The organism is Rathayibacter sp. VKM Ac-2762 (genome assembly GCF_009866585.1).
GTDB lineage: Bacteria > Actinomycetota > Actinomycetes > Actinomycetales > Microbacteriaceae > Rathayibacter.
The window spans coordinates 2,243,030-2,258,784 of sequence record NZ_CP047419.1; the positions used below are offsets into that span (position 1 = coordinate 2,243,030).

Below are 15,755 nucleotides of genomic sequence, written 5' to 3' on the forward strand. Positions count from 1 at the left end.
CGCGGCTTCGGCCGTACCCGCCGTCTGCACGGCTCCCGGAAGTACGGCGACGAGTCCGACGGCGGCTTCCGTCGTCGTGGCGGTGGCGTTCCGTGCGCGTCGGGCTCCGACATCCGGTCGTCGTCGCGGAGATCGGTTTCCGGATCGGATGAACGCTCGCGCGCTCCGGACGGTATCCCCCTCCGAGCCGCCGATCTCGGGCGACCGCAAGTCTCGAGGAGTGCACGATGACCAGGAACATCAGAGTCGGTATCGCAGCTGTCGCCGTCGCGGGCGTGATGGCGGTGGCACCCGTGCTCGCCGGTGCGAGCAGCGTCGCTCCCGCCGCGGCGACCAGCGACTCCAGCAGCGCGTCGGACAGGAACCTGATCAACGCGGTCCGCTCCGTGGCGGCGAAGCTGCGGGTCGTCGGACTCTCCGACGGCGGCACGAAGCTCGTGCAGTTCAACCCGACCAAGCCCGGCAAGGTCACGAACCGCGTCGCCGTCACCGGCCTCACCGGCGGCGACACCGCGCTCATCGGCATCGACTACCGGGTCCAGGACGGCGCCCTCTACGGCGTCGGCGACAACGCGGCGAGCGCCGGCGTCTACTCCATCAACCCGTCCACCGGCGCGGCCACCCAGGTGACCCGTCTCACCGTGGCACTGAGCGGCACCTCCTTCGGCGTCGACTTCAACCCCGCCGCGAACGCGCTCCGCGTGGTCAGCGACACGGGCCAGAACCTCCGTCAGCCGTTCGCCACCGCGGGCGCCGCGACGGTCGCCGACGGCACGCTCAGCTACGCCGCGCCCGCCGTGGCCACCGGTGTCGCCGGGGCCGCGTACACGAACAACGACCTCGACGCGAACAGCGCGACCACCCTGTTCGTCCTCGACACGGCCCTCGACCAGATCGCCATCCAGTCCCCGGCCAACGCCGGCACCCTGGCGCCGACCGGGAAGCTCGGCCTCGACGCAGTGGGTGCGACCGGCTTCGACATCTACTCCGTCCTCCGCAACGGCAGCTCCATCGGCTCGGTCGGCCTCGCCGCCGTCAACGGGTCGCTCTACGAGATCGGACTGCTGAACGGCACGGCGACTCCGCTCGGCGCCATCGGGGCGAACGTCACGGACATCGCCGTTCCGCTCGTCCAGCGCTGACCCGACCCCGGCGACCGCGCTCCTGCCGAGGAGCGCAGGGCCGACGGAGTCGCGGGAAGGGCCGTCCCCCGGGGCGGCCCTTCCTCGCGCCCGGGCACTGCCGCCATAGCGGGCTGGTGAGCCCGCCTTCAGGAGGCCGCGGCTCCCGGCGACCGGTCGCGACGCGGCATGGCCCCCGCGCGCTGCGCGATCGAGCGGATCAGCGCTTCGAGCAGCAGCGCCGCCCCGGCGAGCGCCACGGCGGCGGCGACCACCGACTCCGTCCAGGGCGTGGTGTCGTACGACTGGTAGCCGACGAGCGCGGGAGCGATCGCGAACGTCGCGACGAGGTAGCCGGGCAGCGTCGATCCGATCAGGAGGACGAAGGAGACGGCGCGGAGGGGTGACGTCCTCGCCACGAGGACCGCGAGGACGAGCAGGCCGGCGGGTGCGGCCAGTCCCAGCAGGACCGCCGGGAGCATCGCCTGCAGGATCGTCGGTGCGCCGAGGATCCCGGACAGGACCGCGTGCAGGGCGAGGCAGCCGAACGACGCGGCGACCACGATCCGCATCACCGCGACCGGGCGCGGCCGTCCCGGACCGACCGCGCCGAGGACGGCGAGAGCGACGAGGAGGTGCCCGATCCCGAGCAGCTGCCCTGCCGATCCGACGTTCTCCCACGGATCGGAGGGCCACGAGTAGTCGTACCGGTGGTCCTCGATCGCCTGCTCGCCCAGGATCGGCCCGGCGACGGCCCAGCGCTGAACGGCGGCGAGCTGCTGCAGCCCGGCCGAGGCGAGCATCAGAGCGCCGGCCGCGAGGATCCGGCTCGAGCTGCGCTCTCGGGCTCCGGGACGTCCTGACTCCGCTGCTGTCATGCGGCCACGGTAGGGGCCGGGGCGTCCGGCACGGGTGGCCGGGAGGAGAACGTCTCGCCGCGATCGGTCCGCGCGAGACGCTTGCGCGCGATCCGTCGGGACCGGCCCCGGCGCCGGTGGGGGATGCTCCGCGGGCCCGAGCCGAGGCCGACGCATCCTCCGCGCACCGGCCCCAGCCCTGTTGCGGACATGTCCTCTAGAGGCTGTTGTCGGCGGTGGGACCGGGTGCCACTGTTCGGAGACGGCCGCCCACGGTCGACCCGATCGAAGGCTCCAGCATGCGCTCTCCCTCCGCCTCCCGCCCGACCGACCCGGACGCCGGCACGGCCCGCTCGACCCCTGAGCGGAGGACGAGGCCCCGGCCGGCGCTCGGCCTGCTCGCGCTGACGGCGACCGTCGCGCTCCTCCTCGGGACCACGGCTCCCCTGTCCGCGGTCGCCGCGGCTCCCGCTGCGACCGGTGTCGTCGGCTGGGGTGACGACTCCAGCGGGCAGGTCGCTGCGCCGGCTGGGCTCACCGACGCGACGGCGATCGCCGCGGGCGGCTCCCACAGCCTCGCCCTGCGCAGCGACGGCACCGTCGCCGCCTGGGGCGAGGACAGCAGCGGGCAGGCCACCGTGCCGACCGGTCTGGACGACGTCGTCGCCGTCGACGCCGGCGTGAACCACAGCCTCGCCCTGCGGAGGGACGGGACCGTCACCGCCTGGGGCGACGACGGCGACGGGCAGGCCACGGTGCCGGACGGGCTCGCCGACGTCACCGCCATCGCTGCCGGCGGCTACCACAACCTCGCCCTGCACGGCGACGGGACCGTCACCGCCTGGGGATACGACTTCTCCGGACAGGCGACCGTGCCGGACGGGCTCAGCGGAGTCGTCGCCATCGCCGCCGGCCGATTCCACGACCTCGCGCTGCACCGCGACGGCACCGTCACCGCATGGGGATACGACGCCTTCGGGCAGACCGACGTGCCCGCGGGACTCACCGGCGTCACCGCCGTCTCCGCCGGAGCCTCCCACAGCCTCGCGCTGCGCGCGGACGGGACCGTCGTCGCCTGGGGCAGCGACAGCGACGGCCAGTCCGACGTCCCCGACGGCCTCGCGGACGTCACCGCCGTCGCCGCCGGCGGGTACCACAGCCTCGCTGTGCGCCGCGACGGCACCGTCACCGCCTGGGGCTACGACGGCTTCGGAGAGGCCTCCGTGCCGGCGGGACTCACCGGCGCCACCGCCGTGTCCGGCGGCAGCTTCCACAGCCTCGCCCTCGGCGCTCGGCCCGTCTTCACGGCCGACGCCCCTCCGGCGACGGCGCCTCTCGGAGCGCCCTTCTCCTACACCTTCGCCACCGGCGGCGCGTCGACGTTCGAGCTCGCCTCCGGGTCCCTCCCGGCCGGCCTGACCCTCACCTCCGCGGGCGTCCTCTCCGGCACCCCGACCGTCGAGGGAGCGTCCTCCTTCACCGTGTCCGCCCGCACCACCTTCGGCACCACCACCGGCACGCCCCACACCCTCGCCGTCGGACCGGCGGCGACCGCTCCGACCCTCTCGGGGACGGCCGCGGCCGGCGTGGTCGGCTCCGCCTACGACTTCACGTACACGGCGACCGGATCCCCGGCGCCGGTCGTCACCGTCGCGTCGGGCACTCTGCCTCCTGGGCTCGCCCTCGACGGCTCGGGTCGCCTCACCGGTACTCCGACCACCGCGGGGACGTACGGCTTCACCCTCCGCGCGGTGAACTCGGCGGGCACCGTCGAGGCGGCGAGCACGCTGACCGTCTCTCCGCAGAAGGCGACCACGAGGGCCGACCTGCGCGTCGACGTCTCCGCTCCGACCACGGCCGCGAAGGGGAGGACGTTCACGTACACAATCATCACGAAGAACGCCGGACCCTCCGCGTCGACGTCCGTCTTCTCGAAGGTGGTCCTCCCCCCGACGGTGCAGTTCGTCTCTGCCACGGGCTCGTACAGCCGCATCGGGAGCATCGTGATCTTCCCGCGCTCGAGTCTCGCGAACGGGCGGACCGTCACCGAGCGGATCACCGTCACGGCCACCGGCACCGGCACCGCGACCGCCTTCGCCGCCGCGTTCTCGGTCAGGACACCGGACCCGTCGATCCGGAGCAACGCCGACACCGCCGCGACGACCGTCCGCTGACCGCGGGCGCAGGAGCACGGCGGGCGGGCCTCCGGGATCGCCCGCCGTCTCGATCCGCGAGCACGGATGCACCCGGAATCCCCGTTCCCCGGCGCCCGACCCGCGGAGGGGTGCGCGGCTAGAGCACGTCCGCGATCGCGGCGAACGTCCGGTCAGGGTCCTCGAGCTGCATGTCGTGGTGCACGCCCGGGAGCCGACGCACCTGCCAGCCCCGCTGCTCGAGCCGCGCGGCCAGGGCATCCGGCAGCACCGCCGGGGACTGGTCGGAGAGCACGATCGTCGACGGGACCGTCGGCGCCTCGACCGGGACCGGGTGGAAGGCGACGTCCCGGAACACGCCGACGGCCATCCGCGCGTCGAACCGCTTCTTCGCGTCGTCGAGGAGCGCGCGGGTCTCGGGGCTGTAGGCGGCGCGGACCGCGGCGCTCGCCCGCGCCTGCCCGAGCTGGGCGATGCCGAGCGACAGGAGCGGCGCCGCCCAGAACAGCCGTCCGGCGAGGCCGCTCGTCGGGAGCGCCAGGGCGAACCCGGGATCGAGGTAGACGGCCCGGCCGGGCGCGAGTCCTGCGACGGCGCGCTGCAGCACCGCGCCGCCGAGCGAGTGGCCGACCACGCTGTCGAGTCCCGCCGGCAGCGACTCGACCAGATCGGCGGCCATGTCGTCGATCCGGTACGACCCCGCCCGCGGGCTCGCGCCGTGTCCGCGCAGGTCGACGGCCGTGACCGTGTAGCGGCCGTTCGCGACGAGCCGCTCGACGAACGGCCCCCAGGTCGCCGCCGACGCACCGAGCCCGTGCACCAGCCCGACGTGTCGTGGTCCGGATCCGGTGGTGAGGGTCTGCAGGCGCATCCCCTGATCCTGCCGGAGACGGCGCCTGAGGCGGAGGCGCCGGGCGGATGCGGAGCCTGCTGCTGCACCCTCTGCGTCGACGATCGCGCCACATCTCCTGCCATCGAGGTGTGCGCTCTTGACTCCGCCGATGAGCGCTGGGAGGTTCTCCAGATGCGGTGGCACTCCGCCGTCCGCCCGAGCAGCCGGCCGAAGAGAGGACCTCCATGACAGCGACGAGCAGAGCCACGGGAACGGTCGGCCGGACCGCCGTCGTCTTCGGGGCGGCGGGTCTCGTCGTCGGGGCCGTCGTCGGCGGAGCCGCCGTCTTCGGAGCGGGGCTCCTCCTCGACGACTCGAGATCGAGGATCACGATCCGGGACGTCACCCGCGCGGAGCTGGACGGACTCGAGCGCGCTGCCGCTCCGAGCAGGGAGGCCTGCGGAGATCGTCGTGGGTGCGTGGAGGGCGTCGACGGGCCCGGGGCGTCGATCCACCGCTACCACTCCCTCGATCTCGCGCGGCAGGCGACGGTGTACAACACGAGGGACGTCTACCGGTCGGACCGGCTCGTCGTCGAGTTCGAACCGGATCTGGGCCCCGATGAGCGGCACGACCTGATCCAGGTGATCGAAGGGACCTGGACCGGGAGCAGCGACTGACGGGCGTGAAGCGAGCCGCCCGGACGGCGTCGACGGGCGACCGGAGGACCGGGGCCCTCGACTACTCGCTCAGCGCCGATCCTCCTCCGGAATGCCCACCGGACAGGGGCCTCCGCAGGGGGTCCGCTCCGGTGCGGTCCGGTCCTACGCTCGCCCCATGCACCTCCGCACTGTCGCGATGAGGCCCGGTGCCGCCGCGCTCGGGCCGGCCGGCGCGCCGCCACGGACCGCGCTGGACGACGTGCTCGCCCACCTGGTCGCGGCGCTGGCGATCGGATCCGGCCTGCTGCTGATCCCGACGGGCGTCGGCGGAGTACCGCTGCTCGCCACCGGAGCATCCGGAGCGAGCGCCTTCGAGGCCTGGACGCTGATCCGCACCACCGTGGCGCTGCAGGTCGGCATCGCCGTGCTCGCGATCGGTCTCGGCGCCGTGGCGCGGACGCGCGGACCCGCGGGGACCCGAGCGGAGCGCTGGTGCGTGGTCGCCGCGGTGAGCGCCGCGATCGGCGTGGTGCTGCTGGTCGTGCCGCCGGTCTGAGCACCCCCGGGGAGCGTCGCCCACCAGCTTGTCCGGGTCGCCGCGCGCGCCCGTGACCGGACCGTCACCTCGCGCCGCGCGGCGTGATCGGATCGTTGCAGGATCCGGCACCGGCTGAGGTTCCGCATAGGACACACTCAGCGACAGGGGGCGAGCGTCCCCCGCTCATGGGGAAGCCGACCGCGATCAGCGGCTCGGAGGAAGCAGGAATCGTGCGCTCTGCGCGACGACGCCACGGCGTCACCGTCATCACCACTGCGGCACTGCTGGGGGCGCTCGCGTTCCCGTCCGTCGCTCTGGCCACCGAGGTCGTCCCGGACGCCGCCTCGAGTCCTGCACCGGCCGAGCCGGCTCCCACCGCGGAGCCGACCGCGACTCCGGAGCCCACGGCGACGCCGCAGCCGGCCTCGACTCCGGCGCCCACTCCGGCTCCGACCATCGCGCCCGTCGAGAGCGCGCAGTCGCCCCTGGCGATCGCCCTCGACCGCACCACCTACGAAGCGGGCTCGGCGTTCTCCGCGATCCCGTCGGCGGAGGGCTGGGCCGGCGGCCTGGACGTGTCCGGGACCGGTTTCCAGCCCGGCACCGTCGCCGTCGTCGTGCTCCGCGACGGCGACTCGGAGGAGGCCGTCACCACCAGCGTGATCACCTCCTCCGGCGAGCTCCGCCTCCAGGACTGGCTCCCCACCGACGCGGACGGCGTCGCGGTGGACCCCCACCTCCCGCTCCCCGGCGAGACGATCTCCGTCGTCGCGGAGGGACTCGACGCCTCGGGCGCCCGTGTCGCCTCCGATGCCGTCGAGCTGACCGTGACGCAGCCCGACACGAGCGTCGTCTTCCAGAACCGGGAGGACGGCGGGGTGCTCCCGGCCGGTGCGGATGTCCAGGTCGGTGAGTTCCGGATCTACGGCGTCGTCGCCTCGTTCCGCGGATTCGACCGCGGCGAGGACGTGTCCGTCACGCTCACCGCGCCCGACGGCAGCACCTCCGCCCTCGTGCCCCCCGCGCCGACCCCGCTCTCGGGCGAGGCCTTCGTCCTGCTCGACGCCGACACCATGGCGGACCAGCTGGGCACCTTCACCGTCACCGCCACGGGAGAGACCAGCGGACGCTCCGTGACGTCGTCGCTGGAGCAGGTCCCCTCACGCACCGCGATCCGGATCTGGCCCCAGGGGGCTTCGCCCGAGCCCGCCCCGGCGGACGGACAGCCCACCAGCGGTGGCGCTCTCCTCGGCTTCGGCGCTGACGAGACCGTGTCGATCGGCGTCTTCTCGACCTCGGGTGCGCGCCAGACGCTCACGGGCGGCGGCTCGAGCCTCGAGGTCGGCGTCGACGCGCTCGGCTGGAGCCTGATCTCCCTCGGCCAGTACCCGCTGCAGGACCCGGCGAGCGAGATCTACTGCGTCATCGCCCGCGGCACGTCGAGCGGTCTCGTGGCGAGCACCTCCTACGACTACACCCTGACGGAGGAGGACCCGATCGCCGGAGAGGCCGACTGCTCCGCCGCGGTCGCCGCGGTCACGGCGCACCCTGTCGGCGCCGGGTCCGCAGTGCACCCGGCCGGCTCCGGACCCGCGGCGCAGACGGGCGGCCACCGCCCCGTCCTCGCCTCGACCGGCGTCTCGACGACCGCGCCGCTCGCCCTGGCCGCCTTCGGCATCCTCGGCGGTCTCGCCCTGACGGTGCGCCGCCGCCGCGCGTAGACGGCCGCGCACCGCGCACGACGAAGGCGCCCGGGCACACCGCCCGGGCGCCTTCGTCGTCGCGAGACCTGTCGGGTCAGTCGGACGGCACCGCGCAGGTCTCCTCCGCCGCGGTCTGGCCCGGAGCGTCGACGGCGACGGGAGCGGGATCCGTCGGAGCCGCGCCGCCCTCCGCGGGCGCCTCCGCCGCGGGCGCCTCCGCTGCGGGCGCCTCCTCCGCCGGAGCGTCGGATGCGAGGGTCACCGGCTGGTCGGTGAGGACGCGGTTCATCAGCTCGGCCCCGACCTCGGCGTTGGGCACGACCTTGCCCGGGTAGTCCGGGTCGTCGAGCGCCGGGTACTGCACGAAGACCATCTTCGAGAGGTCGACGTCCTTCAGCGCGAGGGCGAGCGAGATCATCGTCGCCGGGCTCGTGAGCGACGTCGACAGGTGCACGTTCGACGAGGTCGCCTGCGCGAGTCCGTAGAGGGCGGGGATGTTCGAGAGGGTGTCGGCCGAGCGGACGGTGCGCATCAGCGAGGCCAGGTACTGCTGCTGCGACGAGATGCGGCTGAGGTCGCTCTGGTCGCCGACGCCGTGGCGGCTGCGGAGGAACGAGAGGGCCATCGACCCGGAGACGGTGGAGGTGCCGGCGGGCAGGTCGAGGCCCGAGTCGGTGTCGAGGATCGGACCCGTGAGGCAGATCGGGACGCCGCCGACGGCGTTGCTCATCTCGATGACGCCGTTGAAGGACACCCAGCCGGCGTAGGGCACCGTCAGGCCGGTGAACTGCTGCAGGGTGTCGTTGACGCAGGCGAGCCCGCCGTACTGGAACGCGGAGTTGAGCGGGACACCGGCGGCGGCCTCGGTGACGACGCCCGTCTCGGGGTCGGTGCAGGCGGGACGGTCCAGGATCAGGTCGCGCGGGAAGCTGATCACCGTCGCGCTGCGGTGGTCGGCCGAGACGTGGAGCAGGATGTTCACATCGTTCAGCGTGTCGTCGCGGACGCCGAAGGAGTCGCCCTGCGTGGCGTCGTTGTCGGTGCCGACCACCAGGACGTCGAAGCCGCCCTCGACCGCGCCCATCTGCACGTTCCCGGCGGTGGGAGGAGCGACGCCCAGATCGACCGCGTTGTCGGCGACGTTCCGGCTGATGCTCACCGTCGCGATCGCCACGAGCGAGGTGGCGCTGACGGCGAGGACGCCGACCACCGCCGCGATCCCGACCACCACTGTCCGCACCCCGGACCGCCGCCGGAGCCGCCCGTGCCGCACCGCGCGCTCGTGAACCCTCATGCGCTCCCACCCCTCACCCCGCCCGCCCGTTCGCCGACGCAGTCGCTCGCCAGTGTAGGCAGGCCCCCTCCGATGCGGCGCGGAACGGCCCTGCTACCGTCGTGCGCGCATCGAGGAGCGGAGGAGGAGCCGTGGAACGCCGAGTCGTCGATCCCGTCACGCAGGTCGAGTGGATCGTCCCGCCGTTCGCGACGGAGGAGGACACCCTCGCCCGCGCGCGGGCCGATCGGGAGGGGCGGCTCGCCGACCTCCGCCTGTACCCGGACCACTGCGCGGAGTATCCGCTCTGGGCGGTCGACGGCCCGATCGACGACCCGGGTGCGATCGGCGTCCCGGAGGCCCTGCACGGACCGCTGCTCCGCTGGCAGGAGCTCTGGGCTGCCGGATGCGACGTGTTCGAGGGCTGGAGGAGCGCCGAGGCGGAGGAGCACTGGCTCGCCCTCGGCCGGGAGCTGCACACCGAGCTCGAGGCCGCCCTCTGGCTGACGACCCGGGTGCTCGCCTGCTTCTGAGGACTGCTGCCCGGGCATCCGCGCAGAAGCCGCCGGCGCAACCCGTCCCCGGACCGGCCCCCGCGTGCCTACCCTGGACGGTGCGCTCTCCTCGTCTTCTGCAGCAGGTCGTCGGCAAGCTCGGCGGGCAGCGGCCCGCGGCCCCGGTGAGCCGTCGAGCGCAGCGCGCGCTCCTCGCCGAGCAGACGGTCCGCGGGGTGCTCGAGCTGGCCGTGCGACTGGGCGAGACGCTGCTCTCGCTGGGGTCCGCGGCCGCCGAGGTGACCGAGACGATCCAGCGGGTGTGCCGCGCCTACGGCATCGAGTGCCAGGTCGACCTCACCTTCACGTCGATCCTGGTCGTGCACGACGGAGGCGACGACTCCCCCAGCGTGAGCGTGCTGCGCGTCGTCCCCTCCCGCAGCGCCGACTACGAGCGGCTCGCCCGCGTGACGGCGCTCGTCACCGCCATCACCGAGGGCTCGCCGGAGGTGCGCGTCGCCGACGCCGTCGACTCCGCCGAGGCCCGCGAGGAGGCCCGCCACCAGTTCGAGGCCGCGCACGATCGGCTCGACGCGATCCTCGTCCAGCCGCACCGCTACCGCCGCGGAGTCGTCACCCTCACGCTCGCGCTCATGGCGGCGGGCGTCGCGCTCCTGCTCGGGGGCGGACCCCTCGTCGTGCTCCTCGCCGCCGCGACGGCCGCCGCGATCGACCTGGTCAACCAGCTCCTCGCCCGCTGGGGTCTGCCCGCCTTCTTCCAGCAGATCGCGGGCGCCGCGCTGGCGACCGGAGTGGCGGTGGTGCTGCTCGCGGTCGTGCCGCGGCTGCCCGTGGAGCTGGCGGTGCTGCCGCCCGCGCTCGTCGTCGCGTCGGGGGTGGTCGTGCTCCTCGCCGGGCTCTCGTTCGTGGGAGCGGCGGACGACGCGATCAACGGGTTCCCGATCACCGCGGGCGGCCGGCTGCTCGAGGTCGGGCTGCTGACGCTGGGCATCGTCGTCGGCATCGCCGTGGTGCTCGACGGCGCGCGCTCGCTCGGGGTCGAGCTGGTGCTGGTCGACTCCTACGCCCGCCCCTGGCCGGCCGCTGTGCAGGTGCTCGGCGCCGGGGTCGCGGCCGGCGCCTGGGCGCTCTCGTCGCACACCCCGCCGCGGCCCGCGCTCATCGCCGCCCTCACCGGAGCCGGCGCGTTCCTCGTCTCCGACTCGCTGACCACCTCGGGCTTCGCGCCGCTCATGGCCAACGCCCTCCCGGCGCTGGCGATCGGCCTGCTCGGCGAAATGCTGGCCGAGCGGATGCGGGTGCCCGCCGTGGTGACGACCGCGTGCGCGATCGTCCCCCTCCTGCCCGGCCTCACCCTCTACCGCGGCGTCCTCGGCCTCACCTCGAACGCCGGCCCGAGCGCCGGGATCGAGCTCCTGCTCCAGGCGGGCATGATCGCGCTGGGCCTCGCCGGCGGAGTCACGCTCGGCCGGATCGCCTACCGCCGCCTGCGCACCCCGATCGTGCGGGCGGTGGCGCCGGTCCGCGCCCGGACCCGCCGGGACCGCGGGATCGAGCAGGCCCTCGCCGCCGACGTCCTCTACCCCGACGGCGCCGAGGCCGGGCAGGCGGACACCGCGCAGGTCGTCACGGCGCCGGGCAGCGGATCCGGCCTCACGGCGTCCGACCCGTCGGCGCCGGCCGCGGTCGACCCCGCACCGCTGCCCGACGAGCCGGCGCCGGCCGCCGAGGAGCCGTTCACCCGCACCGGGATCGTCCCGATCGTCAGCACGATCGGCGTGACGGAGCCGGTGCCGATCGTCACCGAGGAGGATCCGGCCGACCGGGGCTGACGACAGGGCCTGCTCCCGTGGTCGGCTCCTCGCCGCAGAGGGAGGCGCCGCGCCGGTCAGTCCGCGTGGCCCCGCACGACCGCGGTCCGGCGGGTGTCGATCACGATCACCGAGCCGAGCACGATCAGGGCGAGCGACACCGAGGCGAGCGTGTCGGTCAGCCAGTGGTGGCCGAGGTAGAGCCGCGCGACGATCTGGCCGGCGATCATCCCGAGCGAGAGCGCGAAGCCCCCGATCATGCAGCTCCGGGAGGAGCGGCGGGAGGCGAGGAGGAACGTGGTGATCAGGAAGAAGTCGCTCACGCCGGTGACGTGGCCGGAGGGGAACGAGAAGGTCCCGTCGGGCCCGAGCAGCATGTACTCGACCGGCGGGCGCATCCGCATCACGAGGTGAGCGGCCAGCTGCACGCTGACCATCCCGACGAGCATGCCGCCGGCCAGGAGGATCGGCCGCCAGAGGTGCCGCGCGAGGACGAACCAGAGCACGAGCACCGCCAGGATGATGACCGGCAGGTAGACCGGCCCGAAGACGGTGGCGAGCGCGTCCATCACGACCGTGCCCTCGGCGGAGCGCTTCTCGCGGAACCACTCGGCGACGACCGGATCGAGGACGGTGAGGCCGGTGCCGCTCGCGACCTGCGCGGTGAAGGCCGCGAAGAGGACGACGCCGACGCCGATGAGGCCGAAGCCGGCCCGGTCGAGGCCGCGGCGCGCCTCCGGGGCCATCACGCGCTCCTCCACGAGGAACCGCTGGTGGAAGCGGGCGCGGCGCGAGAGGGCGGGGGTGCTCATCCGCTCACCCTAGGGCTGCGGAGGCGCCGCCGACCGGGCCGTTCGCTCAGCGTCCTGCCGCGTAGTGCGTCTGGATCTGCTCCGGCGTGAGGACCGTCGAGTACACCGCGGCGTAGCGCAGGCTCCCGCCGAAGTACGAGGAGCCGACGTTCGGCCACTGGCCGCCCAGGCTGTCGTATCCGATCTTCCAGGTGCCCGTCGTGTTCTCGGCCGTGCGGTACGTGCTGTTCGAGGCGACCTTCACGCCGTCGACCCAGAGCGCGATGCCCGCCGTCGGCGAGAGCGTGGAGACGACGTGGTGCCAGAGCCCGTCGTTGACGGCTCGGGTGCTCGTGATGGTCTGCGCGGCGCCGTTGTAGACGCCGAAGACGAGCTTGCCGTCGGCACCGATGTAGGTGTGGCGGTCGTACTGGCCGCCGGGAGCGGTGGCGCCCGCGCTGAAGCTGAAGAGCTTGCCGCCGGCGTTCGTGGTCTTGAACCAGATCTCGGTGCTGAAGGTGCCGGGGTTCCTGATCTCCAGCGGCGTGCTCAGGTACTGGTTGGTGCCGTTCGGCGTCCACGAGCCGCCCGCGTCGCGCGGGCAGGCCTTGGGCGTCGCGGCGGAGCTGACCATCGCGGTCGGGAAGAGGCTGGTGGAGCGGTAGGTGCCCGGGTACTGGCCGGAGTCCGTGTCGGGCGCGGTCGTCGATCCGCTCGGCTGCGCGAGCGTGTAGGCGAAGAGCGCGGCCCCGCGGTCGGCGGCGAGGGCGCCGTCGCAGGTGAAGAACGCGGCGGCGCTGCCGACCGTGTTGGTCGAGTTCAGGATCGAGGCGGTGTACGCGCCGGAGGTGGCAGGGGCGGTGAGCAGCACGGCGGCCAGGGCGGCGGCGGCGAGGGCGGCGACGACAGACCTCGGGCGGGCGAGGAGGGTGCGCAGCCGCGCGGCCGGCGAGGCGGCGGAGAGGCGGTGCCGGCTCATGCCGTCTCCTCCTCGCGGGCGGCGCGGCGGCCGCGCTCGGCGGTCCGCTCCGGCTCGCCGGGGAGGCCGACGAAGACCGTGTAGAGCACCGGGATCGCGCAGAGCAGGACGAAGAGGACCCAGCCCCAGAACGGCAGGTGCAGAGCGGAGGAGAGGGCGTAGGCGTCTCCGTCGTGCGCCGGGATCTGCAGGCGGCCGACCTGTCCGGAGACCAGGTCGACGGGGTCGGCTCCCTCGGCGCTCACGCGGATGGGGAGGACGCCCGTCGAGACGAGCGTGGCGTTCGTCGTGCCGCTGTCGACCGTGGCCTCGAGGACGACGATGCCGACGAGCGGGCGGAGCACGAAGACGGTGACGGACGCGACGAGCGAGAGGCCGAGGATCCGCATCGACGCCCGCTGGGTGGGCGAGGCGATGAAGCGGGTGAGCAGCTGCACGAGGACGGCGCCGATGATCAGCAGCGGCAGGCCGCGCACGAGCCAGCCGAGCACCGGCAGCGCCGTGGTGACGACTCCGATGAGCTGGTCCTGGCCGGTGGCCCACGGATCGACGGCTCCGTTGATGTCGCCCTGGGTGCGGAGCGTGCCGTCGTCGGCGATCTCGACGACCCGGTGGGTGTAGGTCTCGTCGGGCGTGGTGGTGGGGTGGAAGCTGACCGCGTCGCCGACCCGGACGTCCTCGAGGGCCGTCGGCTCGGTGAGGACGAGGGTGCCGACCGGGGCGGCCGTGCCCATGGAGGGCGTCTGCACGATGAACCAGCGTCCGCCGGACGCGTGGAACAGGAGCGCCGCCGCGACCAGGACGGCCAGCAGAGCGGTCGTCGTCCCGATCAGGGCGGTGCGGAGGAGGGACCGGCGGGGGCGGTCGGTGCGGGGGCGGGCCGTCGGGGCGGTCGACTCGGGCGTCGCGGGCGACTCGGGGAGGCGGAGGTCGGCGGTGTCGACGAGGGTCATCGTGTCCGCCTCCTCCGGCGTGGTGCGAGCGGGGCCGTGGGGGGCCGGCCCCGCTCGCGGTTCAGGGTGTGGGTGGTGGGGGTGGGGGGATCTCGGGGGGAGAGGGGTTCTCGGGGGCGTGCGCCGTGCGGCGCGGTTCTCGGGGGGAGAGGGGGGGTTCTCGGGGCGGTGCAGGAGGAGCGCTGCGGGACGCTCCTCCCCCGGCCCGTCGCGCGGGGGCGCTCCGGGCCGGGTGGGGAGGGGATCAGCTCGCGAAGGTCCAGGTGAGCGGGAGCGAGGCGGACAGGCCCTGGTAGGCGTTGGTGGCCGACGAGTCGAGGGTCACGGCGATGGAGAAGGGGGTGGAGGTGCCGGGGGTGACCGGGGCGGTGTTGAGGGTCTTGACGGCCGAGCCGGCGAGGGTCGCGGCAGTGCCGGTGAAGACGGTGGTCCCGCCGGAGGTGATCACGACGTTGAGCTTGCCGCAGAAGTCGGTGGCGGAGCCGGAGGCGCCGGCCGCGACGTTGTTGCTCTGCGAGCAGGTGGCGCCGGGGGTCAGCGTGAAGGTGTTGGCGTTGACGGTGCCGGTGTTCTTCAGCGTGATCGCGGTGGTGACGGTCTGGCCGGGGACCATCGTGGTCGATCCGCCGAACTTGTTGATGGTCGCGCAGGTCGCGGTGTTGGTGCTGATCGAGCCGCCGTCGGTGCTGAGGCAGGTGATGGGGCTGGCGCCGGTCGACTTCTCCTCCATGACGAGCGAGCCGGAGGCGGCGGTGTTGCCGGTGTTGGAGATGCTCGCGACGAAGCCGGACAGGGTGCCGGACATCGAGACGGAGAGGAGAGCGGCGGCGGCGATGCTCGTCGCGATGGCGAGGGGAGCGAAGCGGACGCGCTTGGACTTGGCGGTGTGGGTCGACATGGCAGGACTCCTGATCGGGTGGGGCGGGCTGATGCTGAAGGGGGAGGGTCCGGCTGGTGGTCCGCCGAACTCGATTGACCGCTAAGTTACTTGATGGCCAAGATACATTGCAATCGTTTTTTCACCCCCTGTCCGGGTGACAGGCCGGGACCCCCGAGGGCGACCCGTACGATGACCCCAGCCCTACCCCGAGAAGGACGAATGACCACCGAGAGACCGACCCCGCGCGACGTCGACCAGGACGCGCCCGCCGTGCAGCTGCGGCAGTCGCTCCGCCTGCTCGAGAACGCGCAGCGGCACCTCCGCGCGAGCATCGCCGCCGGCGTGGGCGTGGGCATCTCGGAGCTCACCGCGCTCGAGATCCTCGGCGAGTCGCCCGACCTCACGCCGAAGTGGCTGGGTCTCGAGCTCTCCCTCTCGACGGGCGCCGTGACCGCGCTCCTCGACCGGCTGGCGACCGCCGGCCACGTCGACCGGCTCGCCAACCCGCAGGACCGCCGCAGCGTCCTCCTGCGCCTCACCGCCTCCGGGAAGCAGCTGCTCGCGCAGGTGGACGAGCGCTACGACGAGGTCAGCGCGGAGGTGCTGAAGGCCTCCCCCGGGCTGAACGGCATGGCGGACGACCTGGCGCGTGCCGCCGCGGTCATCACCGCGCACACGATCCGCTGA

At 73.8% G+C, this 15,755-nt stretch carries 15 protein-coding genes; 8 read left to right on the forward strand and 7 right to left on the reverse strand.

The genetic code is table 11. The annotated features are described in order from the left end of the window. The first annotated feature begins 227 nt into the window (after positions 1-227). Positions 228-1,142: a DUF4394 domain-containing protein gene (locus GTU71_RS10590; RefSeq protein ID WP_208543578.1), complete on the forward strand. Its 915-nt coding sequence runs from the start codon at positions 228-230 to the stop codon at positions 1,140-1,142. 128 nt (positions 1,143-1,270) lie between these two features. Here GTU71_RS10590 and GTU71_RS10595 read toward each other — a convergent pair whose 3' ends face one another. Then, on the reverse strand, positions 1,271-1,999 hold the full coding sequence (locus GTU71_RS10595; protein WP_159940001.1) for a hypothetical protein: 729 nt from the start codon (positions 1,997-1,999) through the stop codon (positions 1,271-1,273). 278 nt (positions 2,000-2,277) lie between these two features. Here GTU71_RS10595 and GTU71_RS10600 point away from each other — a divergent pair, with 278 nt between their 5' ends. Then, positions 2,278-4,152: a DUF11 domain-containing protein gene (locus tag GTU71_RS10600; protein ID WP_159940003.1), complete on the forward strand. Its 1,875-nt coding sequence runs from the start codon at positions 2,278-2,280 to the stop codon at positions 4,150-4,152. A gap of 118 nt (positions 4,153-4,270) precedes the next feature. Here GTU71_RS10600 and GTU71_RS10605 read toward each other — a convergent pair whose 3' ends face one another. Next, entirely contained in the window at positions 4,271-5,002 is a 732-nt protein-coding gene (locus GTU71_RS10605) for an alpha/beta hydrolase (protein ID WP_159940005.1), read from the reverse strand. Between the two features lie 206 nt (positions 5,003-5,208). Between GTU71_RS10605 and GTU71_RS10610 the strand changes: the two genes are divergently transcribed. The 3 genes from GTU71_RS10610 to GTU71_RS10620 all read left to right on the forward strand — a co-directional run bounded on the left by GTU71_RS10610 (position 5,209) and on the right by GTU71_RS10620 (position 7,884). After that, positions 5,209-5,643 (forward strand): hypothetical protein, encoded by a 435-nt coding sequence (locus GTU71_RS10610; protein ID WP_104226555.1) that lies wholly within the window; start codon positions 5,209-5,211, stop codon positions 5,641-5,643. A gap of 157 nt (positions 5,644-5,800) precedes the next feature. After that, positions 5,801-6,181 (forward strand): hypothetical protein, encoded by a 381-nt coding sequence (locus GTU71_RS10615; protein WP_159940007.1) that lies wholly within the window; start codon positions 5,801-5,803, stop codon positions 6,179-6,181. Positions 6,182-6,393: 212 nt separating this feature from the next. Then, positions 6,394-7,884 carry a hypothetical protein gene (locus GTU71_RS10620; protein WP_159940009.1) on the forward strand — a complete coding sequence of 497 codons (1,491 nt, stop codon included), beginning with the start codon at positions 6,394-6,396 and terminating at the stop codon, positions 7,882-7,884. A 76-nt stretch (positions 7,885-7,960) separates the two neighbouring features. On the opposite strand, the gene GTU71_RS10625 is transcribed toward GTU71_RS10620, so the two are convergent. Further along, complete coding sequence (locus tag GTU71_RS10625) at positions 7,961-9,160, reverse strand: LCP family protein (RefSeq protein ID WP_159940011.1); 1,200 nt, start codon at positions 9,158-9,160, stop codon at positions 7,961-7,963. Positions 9,161-9,291: 131 nt separating this feature from the next. On the opposite strand from GTU71_RS10625, the gene GTU71_RS10630 reads away from it, so the two are divergent. Both GTU71_RS10630 and GTU71_RS10635 read left to right on the forward strand, forming a co-directional pair. After that, complete coding sequence (locus GTU71_RS10630; RefSeq protein WP_159940013.1) at positions 9,292-9,672, forward strand: hypothetical protein; 381 nt, start codon at positions 9,292-9,294, stop codon at positions 9,670-9,672. Positions 9,673-9,752: 80 nt separating this feature from the next. Then, the gene (locus GTU71_RS10635; RefSeq protein WP_159940015.1) at positions 9,753-11,486 is read left to right on the forward strand and encodes a threonine/serine exporter family protein; all 1,734 of its coding nucleotides are present in this window, start codon (positions 9,753-9,755) and stop codon (positions 11,484-11,486) included. Between the two features lie 56 nt (positions 11,487-11,542). Here GTU71_RS10635 and GTU71_RS10640 read toward each other — a convergent pair whose 3' ends face one another. From GTU71_RS10640 to GTU71_RS10655, 4 genes are all read right to left on the reverse strand, one after another. Further along, complete coding sequence (locus tag GTU71_RS10640) at positions 11,543-12,277, reverse strand: phosphatase PAP2 family protein (protein WP_159940017.1); 735 nt, start codon at positions 12,275-12,277, stop codon at positions 11,543-11,545. A gap of 46 nt (positions 12,278-12,323) precedes the next feature. Then, complete coding sequence (locus tag GTU71_RS16560) at positions 12,324-13,235, reverse strand: LamG domain-containing protein (protein ID WP_104247132.1); 912 nt, start codon at positions 13,233-13,235, stop codon at positions 12,324-12,326. After that, complete coding sequence (locus GTU71_RS10650) at positions 13,232-14,188, reverse strand: S26 family signal peptidase (protein WP_159940019.1); 957 nt, start codon at positions 14,186-14,188, stop codon at positions 13,232-13,234. The genes GTU71_RS16560 and GTU71_RS10650 overlap by 4 nt, the downstream gene beginning before the upstream one ends. 244 nt (positions 14,189-14,432) lie before the next feature. Continuing rightward, positions 14,433-15,086: a hypothetical protein gene (locus GTU71_RS10655; RefSeq protein WP_104224276.1), complete on the reverse strand. Its 654-nt coding sequence runs from the start codon at positions 15,084-15,086 to the stop codon at positions 14,433-14,435. Positions 15,087-15,287: 201 nt separating this feature from the next. Between GTU71_RS10655 and GTU71_RS10660 the strand changes: the two genes are divergently transcribed. Beyond that, positions 15,288-15,755 (forward strand): MarR family transcriptional regulator, encoded by a 468-nt coding sequence (locus GTU71_RS10660; protein WP_159940021.1) that lies wholly within the window; start codon positions 15,288-15,290, stop codon positions 15,753-15,755.